This is a genomic window from Salegentibacter sp. BLCTC, from assembly GCF_015143665.1.
In the GTDB taxonomy this organism is placed as follows: Bacteria; Bacteroidota; Bacteroidia; order Flavobacteriales; family Flavobacteriaceae; genus Salegentibacter; species Salegentibacter maritimus.
Genome location: NZ_WYEW01000006.1, coordinates 227,864 through 246,109, shown reverse-complemented (window position 1 = coordinate 246,109; position 18,246 = coordinate 227,864). Strand labels below are relative to the sequence as shown.

Sequence of the window (18,246 nt, the reverse complement as noted above, 5' to 3'; positions counted from 1 at the left end):
GTAATTTATTTGTTAGCGTTTTTTTTACTTTAGATTACTTCAGTGGCTAATCTAATCTGTTTATCTTTGAGGCCTCAATACAAGAATTATGAGTCAGGAAGTAAGTAAAAGATACGCGCAACGCGGAGTTTCAGCAGGTAAAGAAGATGTACACAATGCAATTAAAAATGTAGATAAAGGTTTGTACCCGAAGGCATTTTGTAAAATTGTGCCCGATTATCTTACCGGCAGCAATGAGCATTGTTTAATTATGCACGCCGATGGTGCCGGAACAAAATCTTCTCTGGCATATATGTATTGGAAAGAAACCGGAGACCTTTCGGTTTGGAAAGGAATAGCGCAAGACGCCCTGATAATGAATATTGATGATTTGCTTTGCGTGGGTGCCACAGATAATATTATGCTTTCTTCTACTATTGGTAGGAATAAAAATAAAATTCCGGGAGAGGTGATTTCAGCAATAATTAATGGTACCGAAGAATTGATTGCCGAATTAAAAGAATTTGGTGTAGACATTCATTCTACCGGTGGTGAAACTGCCGATGTAGGAGATCTGGTACGTACTATTATTGTAGATTCTACGGTTACTGCCAGAATGGAGAGAGCCGGGGTTATTGATAACGCCAATATTAAACCGGGAAATGTAATTGTTGGCCTTGCTTCTTTTGGGCAGGCTTCTTACGAAAAAGAATATAACGGAGGGATGGGAAGTAACGGACTTACCTCTGCGCGGCACGATGTTTTTTCTAAGGTTTTAGCCGAAAAGTATCCTGAAAGTTTTGATAACGATATTCCTGAAGATTTAATCTATTCAGGAACCAAGAACTTAACAGATTTAGTTGAAGACGCACCTGTAGATGCCGGGAAACTAGTGCTTTCCCCAACCAGAACCTATGCGCCTATAATAAAAAAAATACTTACTAAATTTAGTAACAAGGAAATTCATGGAATGGTACATTGCAGTGGGGGGGCACAAACAAAAATTCTTCACTTTATAGATAATTTGCATATCGTTAAAGATAATATGTTTGAAGTGCCGCCACTTTTCAAACTTATTCAACAGGAAAGTAAAACCGATTGGAAAGAAATGTATCAGGTGTTTAATATGGGGCACCGTATGGAGCTTTATGTAGATCCTACAATAGCCGATGAGATTATTGCAATATCAAAATCTTTTAACGTAGGGGCACAGGTTATTGGAAGGGTAGAGGCTTCGGAAGAAAAAAAACTTACTATAAAGAGTGAGCTGGGGGAGTTTCACTATTAAAGTTTTTATAGTTTATTTTAAAACCCTAAATAAAAAGATTAACTTAATAGAGGTTGATTTAAATAGAAACTCCATTTTATTTTAACCGAAACATTAGTTTATAAAAAAGTTTGGGATGCAAACAAACTTTTGTAACGACTGTAATTTTTTTAAGCATCTTTTTAATTACTTTAAAACGTATCCACTTGTCGAATACACAGAACCTTTATAGCCCTAAATTTATAATTGCTTCTACACTATTCTGGGTGGTTATTAATCTAGTTAGTATTTGTTTTTTAGCTGAAGAAGATAGTAGGTGGTTTAGAGTGGCAAATTCACTTTATTTTTTAATTTGGAGTTGCTCTTTAGGAGTTTTAAAACCAAAAATAAACTATGTTTTAATAGCTTATTTAATTTGCGATATAGCCCTGGTTTATTATGAAATTGCTGTTTTTAATTTTATAACATTTCTAGCCAGGTCACTTATTTTTTTCTTATTGATCTTTATTGTTTTTCCTAAGATTCGATCGGTGAAATTTAATTTTTTCGAATTAATCCTGGGCATTGTCGTAATAGCTATTAATATTTACTTGTCATTTGAGTTGTTGGGTATGGTGCCAGAAGCTTATTTATACAATTCGTTTTCCCCGGCTTATTTAATGCTTACGGCCTTAACAATATTATTAATAGGCCTTGCATTTACCTATAATAATAGGTTTAGTAGTAGAAGAAGCTTTTACTTTTTGCTAGGAACACTTTTTTTAGCCCTGTCTGACGTTAATTTTTTTATCGCTTTTTACCTGGAAGTACCTTCATTCTATTATCCCGATAGGTTTTTTCATATTCTAGCCTTGGGACTAATTCTTCTTTTCGGGATAACACCTTTAGAAGGTTCTGCATATAATAATATAGAACAGCAGGATTTAAAGCTTTGATTTGTATTTTATTGCAAAGTTCTGGGGTTTAAGTAACGATAATCTTCTAAATCGCTTTTTTTCTTAATTAATTTAGAACAGCCGTTTTTTAATAGATAGAGCTCATCACTTGCATCTAGCATATGCTTATACATATGGTCTGTGATAACTATCGCTTTTTCTTTCTTTAGTTTTTGGAGCAATTCCTTAATTTTTTCAATATACGATGGCGAAAGATGTGAAAAAGGTTCGTCTAAAAGAATGAGTTTAGCCCGGCTATTTATGCAAATATAAATTTCTATAAGTCGGCGTTGCCCGCTAGAAAATTCTTTTACCCGCTGTTTTTCTGTATTTTTAAATTCGGGGAAAATATGTGTAAATTTTTTAAGGCTTACTTTAAAAAAATGAAAACCGGTTTTTAGCTTCATCTCAGGTGAAATAAAACTTTGTTGTGCTAAATACTTCGCTAATCCAGATTTAAATAGGGGTTTTAAATAGGGGTTATTATCTATTCTTACTAGTTTATGCCTGGAATTCAGGCTACCAAAGAAAAGCTTTAGTAAACTGCTTTTTCCAGAACCGTTTGTGCCAAGAACCCCGGTTATTTTTCCCGTTTCAGCTTTTAGGTAAACTCCGTGTAAGATTTGCCTATTGCCAAAGTAGAGTTCAATATTATCAATTTCAAACTTCATGTTAATTTCAAATAAATTTCCGCAGAAATAAGTAGCAAAATAACATCGATTAGAAAACCAAAAGAAAATAGTTGAAAGCTGCTTAAGGAAAGGTTTTGGTAAAATAGGAACAAATGATTGAGAGAGCTTTTATAAATATAATAGAGGGCTACACTTAAAAAAAGTTTAATAAGCAAGATAAATATTACAGGGTTTTCGAAGAGCAGAAAAAGAAAATTCAGGGAAACAGAGATTAAAATAAATTGCCGATAGAAATAGAAAACCGCCCTGATTTTGGTCATTATTTAGTGTCTTTTAGACTTTCAAATTACAATTCTTTTTTCAATCTAATAAATCGATCAAATTATCGTAAATTTGTTCTCCTAAAATCAGAGTGATTATATGATCGAGAAGCTTAATATAGTAAAGCAGCGTTTTGATGAGGTGAATGATTTGATTATTCAACCCGATGTGATAGCAGATCAAAAACGATATATAGAATTAAACAAAGAATATAAAGACCTTAGGGCCTTAATGGATGAGCGTGAAAAATATATAGAGCTCACCAATAATATAGAGGAAGCCAAAGAGATTATTGCCGACGGTAGTGATGCCGAGATGACCGAAATGGCCAAGATGCAATTGGAAGAGGCCGAAAAGGAACTTCCGCAGTTGGAAGAAAAGATTAGGATGATGCTGGTGCCTAAAGATCCGGAAGATGCTAAAAACGTGGTGATAGAGATTAGGGCCGGTACCGGTGGGGATGAAGCCAGTATTTTTGCTGGAGATCTTTACCGAATGTATACTAAATATGTTGAAAGTAAAGGCTGGAAGCATACTATTGTAGACTACAGCGAAGGTACCAGTGGTGGTTTTAAAGAGATGATTTTTGAAGTTTCGGGCGAAGATGTTTATGGAACTATGAAGTTTGAGGCCGGTGTGCACCGTGTACAGCGTGTTCCTCAAACCGAAACCCAGGGGCGTGTACATACTTCGGCGGCTACGGTAATGGTGCTTCCGGAGGCTGAAGAGTTTGATGTAGAGATAGATCCAAAAGAAGTAAGAATAGATTATTTCTGTTCTTCCGGTCCCGGTGGGCAATCTGTAAACACAACTTATTCTGCGGTGCGTTTAACCCATGAACCTACCGGTTTGGTAGCACAATGCCAGGACCAAAAATCGCAGCATAAAAACAAAGAAAAAGCCTTTAGGGTATTGCGTTCTCGTTTGTACGAAATGGAACTTGCCAAAAAGCAGGAAGCCGATGCCGCTAAAAGAAATTCTATGGTTTCGAGCGGGGACCGTAGTGCTAAAATTAGAACCTATAATTATTCCCAGGGAAGGGTTACAGATCACCGTATAAACCTTACGCTTTATGATCTTTCAAATATCATAAATGGGGATATTCAAAAAATAATTGATGAATTGCGATTGGTAGAAAATACCGAAAAACTAAAGGAAAACTCAGATATTTTTTAACAACTACGGAGGTGCCTATTATCGTCAAGATGACCTTGTTTTCAGGCTTTATCTTTAATTTTTCTTCGAGATTCTAACTGGTTTGGGATATTAATTAGATGCTGAAATGAATTTATAATGACGATTTTAATAAATTTTCAATAGCCTCAAGTTTTATTTCAAGAAACCTTTCCGCGAAAGCGGAATTTTCTTTTATATTTTAAATTATACTAACTACAAATCATTACCTATGTCTCCACAAGAATTAACTGAACAAATCTTTAAGAAAAAATCATTTTTATGTGTGGGGCTTGATGTAGATATAGATAGGATTCCTACCTATCTGCTATCGGAAGACGATCCTATTTTCGAATTCAATAAGGCCATTATAGATGCTACCCATAAATTTTGTGTGGCCTACAAACCTAATATTGCTTTTTATGAGGCCAATGGGGTTGAAGGTTGGCAGGCGCTGGAAAAAACAATAAACTACCTTCATCACAAATATCCCGAAATTTATACTATTGCCGATGCCAAGCGTGGCGATATTGGAAATACCTCGAGAATGTATGCTAAAACCTTTCTTCAGGATCTTGGTTTCGATTCGGTAACCGTGGCACCTTATATGGGGAAAGACTCCGTAGAGCCTTTTCTGGAGTTTAAAAACAGGCAGGCCATTTTATTGGCTTTAACCTCTAACGAAGGGGCGTTCGATTTCCAGACACAACAGGTTAACGGGGAAGAACTGTATAAAAAAGTACTTAAAACTTCTAAAACCTGGAAGAATTCAGAAAATTTAATGTACGTAGTGGGAGCTACCAAAGCCGAATTCTTAAAGGAAATAAGGCAAATTATTCCCGAAAACTTTCTTTTGGTGCCCGGGGTAGGTGCTCAGGGAGGCAAACTTGAAGATGTTTGTAAATACGGAATGACAAAAAATGTAGGTCTCCTGGTAAATTCTTCCCGAAAAATTATCTATGCTTCCGAATCTTCAAATTTTGCTGAAATCGCCGGAGCCAAAGCCGAAGTGTTACAGCAACAAATGGCCGAAGAGTTAAGTCAGCTTTAAGTTCTAATGGAGCTCATAGATCAATTACATAGAACACTTAACCTACGGGAAGTACCTAAACAAATTATTTCTTTAGTCCCCAGCCAAACCGAACTACTGATAGACCTTGGTTTAGAAGAAAATTTGGTAGGAATTACTAAATTTTGTGTGCATCCTGTACATCTTCGAAAAACCAAAACCATTGTTGGGGGTACAAAAGAAGTAAAACTGGAAAGGATAAAAGCTTTAAAACCCGATATCATTTTGTGTAATAAAGAAGAGAACACAAAGAAAATGGTAGAAGAGCTTGAGGAAATAGCTCCTGTACATGTTTCAGATATTATTAAGATTGAAGATTCTTTCGAGTTAATGCAGCAGTATGCCAGGATTTTTGATAAAGAAGCCCCGGTGAAAGCCATAATTGGTTCCATTAAGGAAAAAATGGGGAAACTTCAGCAACAATTAAAGCATAAACCCGTTAAACGGATTGCTTATTTTATTTGGAAAGAACCTTTAATGGTGGTGGGGAAAGATACTTTTGTAGATGAACTTTTGAAATTGAATAAACTGGAAAATATTTTTCAAACTTCAAGATACCCCGAAACTTCTTTACAGGAAATAAAAGCTAAAAAATCCGATTTATTGTTGCTTTCGTCTGAGCCCTTTCCATTTGCAGAGAAGCATAAACCTTACTTTTCAGAATTAAATATTGAAATAAAATTGGTAGATGGTGAATATTTTAGTTGGTACGGTTCCCGGCTAGTAAAAGCGATGGATTATTTTAAAGCACTTAATTTTTAACGGTCTATTTTATCGTACCGCATTTTTTTAAGCTCTTTTAAAATTTTTTTTGCTCTTGCATTTAATCGGTCGCTCTCTTCTTTATCGGTAAGAGCCACCTTATAAGATTTGTGCATAAGGCTCTTATACTTATCACAAAGGCATTCTTCTTTAGATTTTGTCTCAAAGATTTTAAACATAATACTGCTTTTGTCTTTGTTGCAAAGTTAAGCTGCACAACCACAAAGCATTGCTAAGTATGCGTTAATCTTCCTCTAAAATATTTATACTTAGCTTTTTAAATGTTAAAATATTATATAATTCCCTTCACTGTGAGATTGGTTGTTTTTTTAGGGCACCATGTTGAGGTTTAATATTGACTATCCTGTAATGCAAAAACACGTTGTAAAAGCTGGGTACTCCTTGCAGCTACTTTTTCCCTTATTTCCTTTTCTTCTACCGCAATCATTGTATAAACACCATCAAGGGCTCTGTTGGTAACATAATCTGCAAGGTCTGGATTAACCTTATTAGTTAGGGGTAAGTTGTTATATCGAGTAATAATATTGTTCCAAACCCTGGTGGCTCCAACTTTTTCGAGTGAATTGGTTACTACCGGATTAAATTTATTGTAAAGTGGTTTTTCAGTTTTATTGGTAAGATACAAGGTGGCTGCGTTATTTTGTCCCAATAAAATATTCCTGGCATCATTAAAGCTTATTTCCTTTACAGCATTCACAAAAATTGGGGTCGCTTCTTTAACGGCTTCTTCGGCAGCTCTGTTTAGTACTTTTAGGCCTTCATCGGCCAAAGCATCTAAACCTACATCACGAAGTGTTTTATCTACTTTTTGTAATTCTGGAGGTAAAGTTATTCTAACTAATTCATTGTTATAAAAGCCATTTTCTTTGGTAAGTTTGCTCACCTGCTTCTCTATACCCATATCCAGCGCCTGGCGTAACCCGGAAGCTATTTCTGTATTGCTAACACCAACCTGCGGGTATTGACTGGCGATTTGCTGAAGCTCGGCACAGGATGAAAACAATAAAACACAAAAGATAAGAGTTAGTTTCTTCATAACGATTTTTTTCTTGATAATCGAGACTTCATGCATTGGGGCTTGCCTCGAATTCCATTTTTTTTATTGTAATGCCAGGTAGATTTTTTCCGGGCTAATTTGCAAATGTATCATTTTTTAGATCAAAGACTGTCCGGGAAAGTATCGTCTAGATAAAAACTATAGTCTTATTATTGTAAACAAGGGTTTTTCTTTCAATATGATATTTTATACCCCTGGCCAGGACAATTTTTTCCAGGTCCCTACCTTTTAAAATAAGATCTTTAATTGAGTGACTATGCGAAATTCGTGTAATGTCTTGCTCAATTATAGGGCCTGCATCCAATTCTTCGGTTACATAATGGCTGGTAGCTCCAATTATTTTCACCCCTCTTTTATAGGCCAGGTGATAGGGTTTGGCTCCGGCAAATGCAGGTAGAAAAGAATGATGAATGTTGATTATTTTATTCTGAAAGGCCGCTATTAAAGATTTGGGTACTATTTGCATATACCGGGCCAAAACAATAAAATCTATGTTTTCCTTTTGAAGTAATTCAAGCTGGGTTTTAGCGGCCTCCTCCCTTGTATTTGCGGTTGCCGGAATATGATAATACGGAATCCCAAAATTTTTGGCTACCTGCTCAAGGTCTTTGTGGTTGCTAATAATTAAAGGAATACTTACTTCGAGTTCGCCCGATTTATACCGGCTTAAAATATCGTAAAGGCAATGGTCGTATTTAGAAACAAAAACTGCCATTCTGGGTTTAGTATGGTCTGAGTATATTTCCCATGACATTTTGTATTTTTCTGCTACAGTTTCCCTAAACTCATTTTTAATATTCCTAATATTGGTTTGCTTGGTAAATTCACATTCTAAACGCATAAAGAAAACCGTATTCTCCCGGTCTACATATTGGTCTATATAAAAAATATTTCCCTGTCTTTTATAAAAGAAGGAAGTAACATGGGCGATAATTCCAGAAGTGTCGGGACAGTGAATTAAAAGGGTGATTTTAGACATGATTAGGCTTTAAGGTCTTAAAATTACACATTTCCGAATGTTTCAGAATAGTAGTATTCAGAATTATATTAATATCATAGCAGCCGCTTTAGAATTACAATTTTCGTAAATTGCAGCTCAAAATTTCAGAGATAATTAGCAATGGAACAACAAAAGCCATATACACCTAAAAATAAAATAAGAATTGTAACCGCGGCTTCGCTCTTTGATGGGCACGATGCGGCTATAAATATCATGCGTCGTATTATTCAATCTACCGGGGTTGAGGTGATTCATCTTGGTCATGACCGTAGTGTTGATGAAGTGGTTAACTGCGCTATACAGGAAGATGCCCAGGCTATTGCCATGACCTCGTACCAGGGTGGCCATACCGAATATTTTAAATATATGTACGATTTGCTTCAGGAGAAAAATGCCGGTCATATCGCTATTTTTGGTGGTGGCGGAGGTGTTATCCTTCCTGAAGAGATTAAGGAGTTGATGGACTACGGAATTACCCGTATTTACTCCCCGGATGATGGCCGTGAAATGGGGTTGCAGGGAATGATTAATGATATGGTGAAGCGCGTAGATTCTGAAACGCCCAATTTAGTTGAAGAAACCTCTGTTGCTTCAGATTTAAAAAATAAAAATGTAAATACAATTGCCAGACTTATTTCTTTGGCCGAAAACAGGCACGATACCTTTATAGAACATTTTCAGCCTATAAGAGATAACAATAAAAACAGCGAAATTCCTGTGCTTGGAATTACCGGAACCGGTGGTTCCGGAAAATCCAGTTTAGTAGACGAACTGGTACGTAGGTTTTTAAGCGATTTTCCGGAGAAAAATATTGGGATTATTTCAGTAGACCCTTCTAAACGTAAAACCGGTGGGGCTTTGCTGGGCGATAGAATACGAATGAATGCTATAAACAATAAACATGTTTATATGCGTTCTTTGGCTACCCGCCAATCTAACCTGGCACTTTCAAAATATGTGGCAGAGGCCGTTGAAGTACTGAAGGCAGCCGAATTTGATTTGATAATCCTGGAAACCTCAGGAATCGGTCAAAGTGATACCGAAATTATGGATCATTCTAATGTGGCCTTATACGTGATGACCCCTGAGTTTGGTGCTGCTACCCAGCTGGAGAAGATTGATATGCTTGATTTTGCCGATTTGGTAGCTATTAATAAGTTTGATAAACGCGGTGCACAGGATGCTTTGAGGGATGTAAAAAAACAATACCAGCGAAATCATCAATTATGGCATGAAGATGCTGAGAAATTACCGGTTTTTGGAACCATAGCTTCCCAATTTAACGACCCGGGTATGAATACCCTGTATCGCCAAATTATGGATAAGCTTGTCGAAAAAACAAAAGCCGATCTTGATTCTACTTTTGAGATTTCAGCTGAAATGAGTGAGAAAATCTTTGTGATTCCGCCCAAAAGAACCCGTTACCTTTCAGAAATTGCTGAAAATAACAGGAGTTACGACGAAAAAGCCGCTAACCAGGCAGAAGTAGCGCAAAAACTATACGGAGTTTTTAAAACAATCGAGTCGGTTTCCGGTTTGGAAATGACAGGTAATCAATCTAAATACTTAGAAAAGCACGGTCTTGATCAGGAAGAGATTATGGAGTTTTCTCAGGACTCTCAAAAGGATTTTCTAAAATTGCTTTTTGCAGAGTTTGATCGTGTGAAAATGGATTTAGATCCTTATAACTGGGAAGTGATTCAGAGCTGGCAGGAAAAAGTAAATAAATATGTAGAGCCCATTTATTCATTTAAGGTTCGCGACAAAGAGATAAAAATAGATACGCATACCGAATCGCTTTCGCATACTCAAATTCCAAAAGTTGCCCTTCCAAAATATAAAGCCTGGGGTGATATTTTAAAATGGTGCCTTCAGGAAAATGTTCCGGGAGAATTTCCTTATACCGCCGGTCTTTACCCTTTTAAAAGACAGGGAGAAGATCCTACCCGTATGTTTGCCGGTGAAGGTGGCCCCGAAAGAACCAATAGGCGGTTTCATTACGTGAGTATGGGCTTGCCTGCAAAAAGGCTTTCAACCGCTTTCGATTCGGTTACGCTTTATGGAAATGATCCGGATAAACGTCCAGATATTTATGGAAAAATTGGTAATTCAGGGGTTTCTATTTGTTGTTTGGATGATGCTAAAAAACTCTATTCAGGCTTCGATTTGGCCGATGCGATGACTTCGGTAAGTATGACCATAAACGGGCCGGCACCTATGTTGCTTGGTTTCTTTATGAATGCAGCCATAGATCAGCAATGCGAGAAGTATATTAAGGAGCATGGATTGGAAAATAAGGTTGAAGAAAAATATAAAGAGCTTTATGACGATCGAAATCTGGATCGTCCTGCTTATCGCGGTGAGTTGCCCGAAGGTAACAATGGACTTGGTTTAATGCTATTGGGAATTACCGGAGATCAGGTACTACCGCCAGAGGTCTACCGGGAGATAAAGGAGAAAACCATGAATGTGGTTCGCGGTACTGTACAGGCCGATATTTTAAAAGAAGACCAGGCACAAAATACCTGTATTTTCTCCACAGAATTTGCTTTAAGGCTAATGGGAGATGTACAGGAGTATTTTATAAAAGAAAAAGTAAGAAACTTCTACTCGGTTTCAATTTCAGGATACCATATTGCTGAAGCCGGAGCCAATCCAATTACCCAGTTGGCATTTACTTTGGCCAATGGGTTTACCTATGTTGAATATTACCTAAGCCGGGGAATGGATATCAATAAATTTGGTCCAAACCTTTCGTTCTTCTTTTCTAACGGAATTGACCCCGAATATGCGGTAATAGGAAGGGTGGCGCGTAAAATTTGGTCTAAAGCACTTAAGCATAAATATGGGGCAAACCCCAGGGCACAAATGCTTAAATATCATATTCAAACCTCTGGTAGGTCATTACACGCCCAGGAGATAGATTTTAACGATATTAGAACAACCCTTCAGGCGCTGTATGCTATCTACGATAACTGTAATTCGCTTCACACCAACGCTTACGATGAGGCTATTACAACACCTACAGAAGCTTCGGTAAGAAGGGCAATGGCGATTCAGTTGATTATTAATAAGGAATTAGGACTTGCCAAGAATGAAAATCCCATTCAGGGCTCTTTTATTATTGAAGAATTAACCGATCTTGTGGAAGAAGCCGTTTTAACCGAGTTTGACCGAATTACCGAAAGGGGAGGTGTGCTTGGTGCTATGGAGACTATGTACCAACGCGGTAAAATTCAGGAGGAAAGTTTGCATTATGAAACTTTAAAACATAATGGCGATTACCCAATTATTGGTGTAAATACTTTTTTAAGTTCTACCGGTTCTCCCACTGTAACCCCGGGAGAAGTAATTAGAGCAACAGAAGAAGAAAAGCAGCATCAACTTAAAACTTTGAATACCCTGCATAAAGCCAAGAAGGATTCGGCCGAAGAAGCTTTAGAGAAAATTAAAGAGGCAGCTATTAAAAACAAGAATATTTTTAAAGAATTAATGGAAGCCACCAAGGTTTGCTCCCTGGGCCAAATAACCCAGGCAATGTTCGAGGTTGGCGGGCAGTATAGAAGAAATATGTAAGCAGAGAGCCACTTTTCCAAAGCCATAGCTTTGGAAAAGTGTGCGAATCGCTTATCCCGAGGAGCGCAGCGAAATCGGAATCTCTTTCACCGGGAGTTTTGTTTCGGGAAAGTGTGCGAATCGCTTATCCCGAAGATCGCAGCGAAATAGGGATCTTTACTGGCAAAATGTTTGTGAATTTGTTTCGGTATCTGCAATTTTAGCCGGCAGTTTTAAAGCATTTGCCATCATAAAATCGCCGGTGCTTTTTAGTATTTCATTTTCTTCCTGGATGAAGTCTACAATTCGGGAAAACCATGCTGCAGATTTCTTCTGCTTTTTGAAATAATGGTAGTTTTCTATAAATATCTAATTGCATAGTACTTAAAACTTTTATCCTTTTTATTGGGTAGAGCTAAAATTTCAGATTAGTTTTGCAAATTATTAATTTTAACCTGTAACTGCGTAAGTTTCAAAAACATATTACTATGGAAAATATCTGGTTATATGCCATAGGCGCGTTTACCGCATTTTTTGCAATTAATAATCCGGTAGGGAATATTCCTATTTTTTTAAGCCTAACAAAGCAGGCCGATGGTAAAAGAAAGCGGTTTATCTCAAAGAAGGCAACTTTTACGGCTTTTGTGATTGTAACAGGCTTTGTATTGTTGGGGAAATATATTTTTCAGCTTTTTGGATTAACTATTCCCGCTTTTAAAATTACGGGTGGGATTTTGGTATTCTTTGTAGGTTTTGAAATGATAAGGGCACAACAGTCTAGTATTGATAACCAGACAGAGGTAGATTTTAACGAAGGCATTTCTATCTCTCCACTGGCAATTCCAATTCTGGCCGGGCCAGGAACTATTGTAACTGCAGTAAACTATACTACAACTGCCAGTTATATGGATATGGGAATTGTGGTGGCCATGTTTGCTTTAATTATGTTTTTAAATCACCTCGCTTTTATTTCCAGTGAGTATTTAGTACGATTTATAGGTCAGAATAAAATTGTTGTGATCGAAAAAATAATGGGCTTAATTATAGCTATTATTGGAACTAATATGCTTATAGAAGGTATTAAAATTGCTTTTTATGAATAACAAGCTTAGATATACTAAATTTTTCTAAGTTGTTGAATCCACTCAGCAATCATTTTATCAAAAAGATGAATTTCTTTTTTCAATAAAACTAAAAACTCACTTTCCCTTACTCCAGAAAATTCAAGGTTTTTACAAAGTAGTTTTAGGCTTTTACTTGCCTTTCTAATATTTCTAACACGTTCTAATCTAGAGCTATAGTTTTTAGCCGTAGCTATAGAGGCAACACCCGGAGCCAGTTGAAGGGATTCATTTATAAGGTCTCCGGCATACCTATTTTTTGGGCAATTGGAAATACTCATTTCCAATATGTGTTTGTCTTGCGTAAAATGTACAGCCATTGCCCTGGAAAGCCTAAAGATTTCCAATGCTTTACGGTAAACCGGGGTTTGAGTTGTATTGTTGGGAAATACCTGCGCCATAAAATATTAATTTCAGTATAAAATTAGCGAGAAATTAAATAGCCTGACTTAATGCTTTAAACTTAGAATTATATTTTACCTTTGATTAGATGGTATTACTTAAATAAAACTTTAATATGCAAATTGATGAGCTTAATTGGGCTATTCTAACTCGCCTACAGGAAAACGCCCGATATTCTTTTGCGGAAATTGGGAGGGAAATAGGTTTAAGTTCCCCGGCAGTGGCAGAAAGAGTGAAGAAAATGGAGGATGCGGGGATCATAAAAGGCTATAAAACTGAAATATCTTACAATAAAACAGGGCATCAGTTAAAAGCCGTGATCACCCTTCGTGCTTTTATGGGGAGGTTAAAACCTTTTTTAGAAAAGGTAAAGGAGTTTCCGGAAGTGATTAATTGTTATCGTATTACCGGGAACGAAAATATTATAATGGAAGTTATTTTAAGAGACCAGTCTCATTTAGAAGAATTAATAGATAAACTAATTACTTATGGTGAGACCAAAACACATATCGTTCTTTCTCAAGTGGTAGCCTTTGCTCCTATAAATAAGAATAATGCCAAATTCCCTTAAAAATTAGGGATGAATTGGTCTTAGTTATTAAGGCTATAGAAGAATATTTTTGTTCTGTTTTATATACTTCAGTTAAATTGTTTGAATTTCTGAGTCTATTTTAACTATATTTTGAAGCTTGTATTGTCTTTAGTTAAATAATAGCAAATTGTAATTTTATTAATATTACCACGACTATACTCTGGCTATTTTTGTTTAAAAGAAATTGCATTATGAGAAAGTATAGTACATTATTTCTAATTATGGCAGCCTTAACCGGTGCAATAGGATTTTCAGGCTTAAACTTTGAAGGGATTGAAGTAGTAAGAGTATTATTTCTGGTCTTTGCAGACTTACTGGTAGTGTCTCTAGTTGCACGCCTCTTTTTTAAAAAAGACAACTTAAGGTTACAACGCGTTAAAAAATAAAAGATATCCTATATAACATTTATAAGCCCTCATCTAATGATGAGGGTTTTTTTATGCACGATCTTTGATATCTATGCTTATATTTATACTAATTATACCATATTATGATAAAAAAGATTCCTTTTCTAATTTTACTTTTAATCTTTATTCCTCAATTGGGAAATAGTCAGGAGTTTAAAATTCCTTTCGGTACTATTGTAGATTCAATTCCGGTTAGCGATACCTTAGAAGACGATTTTGCAATTTATCTTCCTCGAAATTTTGATGAAAAGAAAGAATGGCCTGTAATTTTTGTTTTCGATCCTCAGGGTAGGGGGCGGGCAACTGCCCAATTTTTTAGAACCATAGCCGAAAAGCAATCTTATATAATTGCAGCGTCTAATATAAACCTTAAACAAGATTCTTTAAAAAATAACATTACTAAAATAGCACCACTCATTAACCGGGTAGATGGCATGTTTGCTATAGATAGGGAGCAGGTTTTTTTAGCAGGGCTGGCAGAAGGTGGGCAATTAGCTAGTGCACTGCCTTTTATTTATAATAATATAGCAGGAGTATTAGCGGTAGAAAATTCCTGGTTGAATACTGATTATTTGAATACCGGAAAAGAGTTCTTTTTTAGCGCGGTGGCCTGTGATGATAAGTATACTAAGAATGTTTTGACTGACATAAAAGATAATTTGGATAAAGAGAATTTTCCTACAGAAATTAATTTTTATTCGTGTAACGGTAAAACCGAATGGCCTAACATGGATGTGATAGAAAACGCTGTTGCAGGCTTTACATTGCAAGCTATAAAAAATGGGCAAAGGCCTGCAGATTTAGATTTAATTACAGCCCTCTATAATACTGAAGTTGAGTATGCCCAGGTTTTAAGGCGTACTCGCAATTATTATCAATCCTTTGAAAAATTAAAGCAAATTGAAGACAAGTATGATGGTTTTGGTTTGGAAGTAGATTTGGGCGATCAAATAAGGGATATTAGGCGTACTAAGGCTTTCAAGCAACAAAGACGTGATTATCGTAACGCTATCAATACAGAAAATGAGAAGCAGGAGGAGTATATTTATTATTTAGATGCTGATGTGGTGATTTCTAATTTTGAAAATATAGGTTGGTGGGTGGCCCAGGTTGAAGAATTAAAGCAACAATCAGAAAAATTAACCGGTCCCAAACAAAAAATGGCTAGTAGGCTTCTTGGCTTTTTAGATAATTATAGTGAAACCTATTATAATGCATATATAAACTCCCAGGCAAAAGCAAAATCCAAAATCTTTGTGAGTGTGCTTCGCACTATTTTCGCTAAAGACGATCCTGCAGCTTATCTTACTATTATTAAAATTGCGGGACATGATGGAGATCACGAAACGGCTTTACTTTACCTTGAGGATTTACTTAAAACCGGTTATAAGGATATGGATACCCTATATGATATTGAAGGTATTTTAGATCTAAAACTAAGTAAAGCATATAATGATAAAATTAGGGAGTACCTGGGTGAAGCAAAGTATTACAAGGCAGGTAGTTAACATGAAATCATTAAGCTTTTATTTCTTAATGCTGCTCCATACTTCAATTAGCAATCAAAGATTAAAGTCCAGTTTCAGCGGGATATGAAGATGAAATTTAAGTATCCTGAGCGTATTCTGTTTTCAAAAGAAGATTTAGTTGAATTTATAGACCTGTATTTTTTAAAATTGATTCAACTTTTAATGTGATAGTTCATTTTTTAAGAACTGCGTCTGAAGTTTCTTTTAAACTGAAAAATAAGGTACTAAGAACACCGGTTTAAGTGAAATATGAAGAATTATACTTTAGCACTAATGGAAGGGAGTTTAATTTGAATGTTTTTTATTAGGATTTAATTTCAGATTCGGAATCCTATGATTAACTGTTTCTGCCGTTTACAAATCTTACCAATAGAGAAACCACCTACTCCGGCGGACGACACCTTGATTTAAGGATACCGGAGGGTGATTTCATTTATTTGAATTCTAATAAAGCCTTTAGACTTTCTTGTTCCTATAGTGCCTACTCAAAACTATTGGGAAATAGCTATAAAGGCGGGTGTGTAAAAGTTTAAATAAGTGCCCCGATAATCTCAATCGGTTACTTATTTACTCTATAATAAAGGCTTAATACCATCAGGCTTGCCTTGAAATCATCAAAAAATATTTTCGCTTATCCTGCCGTTGTGCGTTTTGCTATTTAGTGGCACCGCCTAAGGATGTAATACCCCTAGGCTTGCCTCAAAATTAAAAATTTGTTTTTAACGAATGCCTCGTGTACTTGCGCCGAGGTAATTTATTTATCTGTTCTGCGCTGTTCTAAATTCAGCATAGGCATTCATGCCGTGTTCATGAGTGTCAAGACCTTCGGTTTCTTCTTTTTCTTCCATTCTTAGTCCCATTGTAGATTTAATAACCGAGAGAATTACATAAGCAGAAATACAGGAAAAAGCACCAATAATGCCCACACCTGTTAGCTGGGTAAGAAACTGGTCAAAACCGGCCAGGGCTCCGAAGATTCCTACGGCAAGCGTACCCCAAATTCCGCACGCAAGGTGAACGGCTACCGCACCAACAGGATCATCCAGTTTAAGTTTATCGATTAAGGAAACTCCAAATACAATAACTCCTCCGGCTATCAAGCCAATAAGTACAGCTTCTAGCGGAGACATAAGATCTGCACCGGCAGTTATAGCAACCAACCCACCTAAAATTCCGTTTAGGAACATGGTTAGGTCGTAGTTTTTATAAGCTATGGTAGAAACTAAAAAAGCAGCAAGCCCACCAGATGCAGCAGCAAGACAAGTGGTTACAAGGGTAATAGAGGTTAGGGAAGGATCGGCTGAAAGGACAGAGCCTCCATTAAACCCAAACCAACCTAACCATAGAATGAATACACCTGCCGTTGCCAAAGGAATATTATGTCCGGGAATGGCGTGAGACCGGCCATCTTTTCCAAACTTACCTAAACGAGCACCCAATAGGTAAATAGCTATTAAGGCCCCCCATCCACCTACAGAATGTACCAGACTGGAACCGGCGAAATCGTAAAAACCAATTTCGTCTAAAAATCCGCCACCCCATTTCCAGGAACCTATAATAGGATAAATAATGGCAATATAGATTATAGAGAAAAGCATAAAACTTCCCAGCTTAATTCTTTCAGCCACTGCCCCGGAAACTATAGTTGCTGCCGTCGCTGCGAACATGCCCTGGAAAAGGAAGTCTGTCCAGTAGGTATACCCATTGTTATAGGTGAGATCTAAAGCACCATCTGTTATCGGGGCGTTTAACCCAAATAGGTCAAAGAAATGATCGGGAATAATACCGGCTAAAAATGAGCCTGGATACATAAGGTTAAATCCAAGTATAGCATAAGTTAATAAGCCCGCGCAAATAATAAAAACATTTTTAAATAGAATGTTAATGGCATTTTTTTGCCTGGTTAGTCCTACCTCAAGAAGAGAAAAGCCTAAATGCATAAAAAATACCAGGACGGTGCATACCATCATCCAAACATTGTTAGTAGTAAGTAATTCCATAAGGATAAATTTTTTAATGAGTTGATATTTAGGAAAGCGAATCGGTTCCTTTTTCTTTAGTTCTTATACGGTAGGCTTCTTCCACCGGACTTACAAAAATCTTCCCATCTCCCACAGAGCCGGTGTATGCAACTTTTAAGATGGTTTCTACCGTTCTTTTTACATTATGGTTTGATACTACTAAAGAGATTTTGCGTCGTTGAATATCACTGGTGCTGTAAGATACGCCGCGATAAACGTGACCTTGCTTTTCGTTACCTACCCCGGTAACATCCCAATATGTAAAAAAAATTACTTCGGTTTCGTGGAGAGCTTTCTTAACTTCATCAAATTTAGACTTTCTAATTATTGCCTCTATTTTCTTCATACAAATCTACTTTTAGTTTGTATAAAAGTATAAAAATATCGGTTTTAATGTAAAAAA

Annotated in this window: 19 protein-coding genes; 12 read left to right on the top strand and 7 right to left on the bottom strand. The window is 36.5% G+C overall.

Annotated elements, in window-relative coordinates; all coding sequences use genetic code 11:
- Nucleotides 1-88: 88 nt before the first annotated feature.
- Entirely contained in the window at nucleotides 89-1,267 is a 1,179-nt protein-coding gene (locus tag GUB10_RS09215; protein ID WP_193711144.1) for an AIR synthase related protein, read from the top strand.
- Between the two features lie 185 nt (nucleotides 1,268-1,452).
- Nucleotides 1,453-2,181: a hypothetical protein gene (locus GUB10_RS09210; RefSeq protein ID WP_193711143.1), complete on the top strand. Its 729-nt coding sequence runs from the start codon at nucleotides 1,453-1,455 to the stop codon at nucleotides 2,179-2,181.
- Nucleotides 2,182-2,189: 8 nt separating this feature from the next.
- Here GUB10_RS09210 and GUB10_RS09205 read toward each other — a convergent pair whose 3' ends face one another.
- Nucleotides 2,190-2,852: an ATP-binding cassette domain-containing protein gene (locus GUB10_RS09205; RefSeq protein WP_193711142.1), complete on the bottom strand. Its 663-nt coding sequence runs from the start codon at nucleotides 2,850-2,852 to the stop codon at nucleotides 2,190-2,192.
- Nucleotides 2,853-3,233: 381 nt separating this feature from the next.
- Here GUB10_RS09205 and prfA point away from each other — a divergent pair, with 381 nt between their 5' ends.
- From prfA to GUB10_RS09190, 3 genes are all read left to right on the top strand, one after another.
- Complete coding sequence (gene prfA, locus GUB10_RS09200) at nucleotides 3,234-4,310, top strand: peptide chain release factor 1 (RefSeq protein ID WP_193711141.1); 1,077 nt, start codon at nucleotides 3,234-3,236, stop codon at nucleotides 4,308-4,310.
- A 229-nt stretch (nucleotides 4,311-4,539) separates the two neighbouring features.
- Nucleotides 4,540-5,358 carry an orotidine-5'-phosphate decarboxylase gene (gene pyrF, locus GUB10_RS09195; protein WP_193711140.1) on the top strand — a complete coding sequence of 273 codons (819 nt, stop codon included), beginning with the start codon at nucleotides 4,540-4,542 and terminating at the stop codon, nucleotides 5,356-5,358.
- Nucleotides 5,359-5,364: 6 nt separating this feature from the next.
- The gene (locus GUB10_RS09190; protein WP_193711139.1) at nucleotides 5,365-6,138 is read left to right on the top strand and encodes an ABC transporter substrate-binding protein; all 774 of its coding nucleotides are present in this window, start codon (nucleotides 5,365-5,367) and stop codon (nucleotides 6,136-6,138) included.
- Here GUB10_RS09190 and GUB10_RS09185 read toward each other — a convergent pair.
- The 3 genes from GUB10_RS09185 to purU all read right to left on the bottom strand — a co-directional run bounded on the left by GUB10_RS09185 (nucleotide 6,135) and on the right by purU (nucleotide 8,195).
- Complete coding sequence (locus tag GUB10_RS09185) at nucleotides 6,135-6,317, bottom strand: Lacal_2735 family protein (RefSeq protein WP_193711138.1); 183 nt, start codon at nucleotides 6,315-6,317, stop codon at nucleotides 6,135-6,137. The genes GUB10_RS09190 and GUB10_RS09185 overlap by 4 nt on opposite strands.
- Before the next feature lie 170 nt (nucleotides 6,318-6,487).
- A complete protein-coding gene (locus GUB10_RS09180) occupies nucleotides 6,488-7,195 on the bottom strand; it encodes a DUF4197 domain-containing protein (RefSeq protein ID WP_193711137.1) in 708 nt (235 codons plus the stop codon).
- Between the two features lie 148 nt (nucleotides 7,196-7,343).
- Nucleotides 7,344-8,195 carry a formyltetrahydrofolate deformylase gene (purU, locus tag GUB10_RS09175; RefSeq protein WP_193711136.1) on the bottom strand — a complete coding sequence of 284 codons (852 nt, stop codon included), beginning with the start codon at nucleotides 8,193-8,195 and terminating at the stop codon, nucleotides 7,344-7,346.
- 141 nt (nucleotides 8,196-8,336) lie between these two features.
- On the opposite strand from purU, the gene GUB10_RS09170 reads away from it, so the two are divergent.
- From GUB10_RS09170 to GUB10_RS09160, 3 genes are all read left to right on the top strand, one after another.
- Nucleotides 8,337-11,792 carry a methylmalonyl-CoA mutase family protein gene (locus GUB10_RS09170; RefSeq protein ID WP_193711135.1) on the top strand — a complete coding sequence of 1,152 codons (3,456 nt, stop codon included), beginning with the start codon at nucleotides 8,337-8,339 and terminating at the stop codon, nucleotides 11,790-11,792.
- A gap of 40 nt (nucleotides 11,793-11,832) precedes the next feature.
- On the top strand, nucleotides 11,833-12,120 hold the full coding sequence (locus tag GUB10_RS09165) for a hypothetical protein (RefSeq protein ID WP_193711134.1): 288 nt from the start codon (nucleotides 11,833-11,835) through the stop codon (nucleotides 12,118-12,120).
- A gap of 139 nt (nucleotides 12,121-12,259) precedes the next feature.
- Nucleotides 12,260-12,874 carry a MarC family protein gene (locus GUB10_RS09160; RefSeq protein ID WP_193711133.1) on the top strand — a complete coding sequence of 205 codons (615 nt, stop codon included), beginning with the start codon at nucleotides 12,260-12,262 and terminating at the stop codon, nucleotides 12,872-12,874.
- A gap of 14 nt (nucleotides 12,875-12,888) precedes the next feature.
- On the opposite strand, the gene GUB10_RS09155 is transcribed toward GUB10_RS09160, so the two are convergent.
- Complete coding sequence (locus GUB10_RS09155; RefSeq protein WP_193711132.1) at nucleotides 12,889-13,293, bottom strand: hypothetical protein; 405 nt, start codon at nucleotides 13,291-13,293, stop codon at nucleotides 12,889-12,891.
- Nucleotides 13,294-13,409: 116 nt separating this feature from the next.
- Here GUB10_RS09155 and GUB10_RS09150 point away from each other — a divergent pair, with 116 nt between their 5' ends.
- The 4 genes from GUB10_RS09150 to GUB10_RS16150 all read left to right on the top strand — a co-directional run bounded on the left by GUB10_RS09150 (nucleotide 13,410) and on the right by GUB10_RS16150 (nucleotide 16,355).
- Nucleotides 13,410-13,865, top strand: a complete 456-nt coding sequence (locus GUB10_RS09150) for an Lrp/AsnC family transcriptional regulator (RefSeq protein ID WP_193711131.1) — start codon at nucleotides 13,410-13,412, stop codon at nucleotides 13,863-13,865.
- A 212-nt stretch (nucleotides 13,866-14,077) separates the two neighbouring features.
- Nucleotides 14,078-14,272, top strand: coding sequence for a DUF1328 domain-containing protein (locus tag GUB10_RS09145; RefSeq protein ID WP_193711130.1), 195 nt, complete (start codon nucleotides 14,078-14,080; stop codon nucleotides 14,270-14,272).
- Nucleotides 14,273-14,376: 104 nt separating this feature from the next.
- Nucleotides 14,377-15,801 (top strand): hypothetical protein, encoded by a 1,425-nt coding sequence (locus tag GUB10_RS09140; RefSeq protein WP_193711129.1) that lies wholly within the window; start codon nucleotides 14,377-14,379, stop codon nucleotides 15,799-15,801.
- A 362-nt stretch (nucleotides 15,802-16,163) separates the two neighbouring features.
- On the top strand, nucleotides 16,164-16,355 hold the full coding sequence (locus GUB10_RS16150) for a DUF1684 domain-containing protein (RefSeq protein WP_193711251.1): 192 nt from the start codon (nucleotides 16,164-16,166) through the stop codon (nucleotides 16,353-16,355).
- Nucleotides 16,356-16,580: 225 nt separating this feature from the next.
- Here GUB10_RS16150 and GUB10_RS09130 read toward each other — a convergent pair whose 3' ends face one another.
- Together GUB10_RS09130 and GUB10_RS09125 are read right to left on the bottom strand one after the other, a co-directional pair.
- Nucleotides 16,581-17,822: an ammonium transporter gene (locus GUB10_RS09130; RefSeq protein WP_193711128.1), complete on the bottom strand. Its 1,242-nt coding sequence runs from the start codon at nucleotides 17,820-17,822 to the stop codon at nucleotides 16,581-16,583.
- A 28-nt stretch (nucleotides 17,823-17,850) separates the two neighbouring features.
- A complete protein-coding gene (locus GUB10_RS09125; RefSeq protein WP_193711127.1) occupies nucleotides 17,851-18,189 on the bottom strand; it encodes a P-II family nitrogen regulator in 339 nt (112 codons plus the stop codon).
- Between the last annotated feature and the right edge of the window lie 57 nt (nucleotides 18,190-18,246).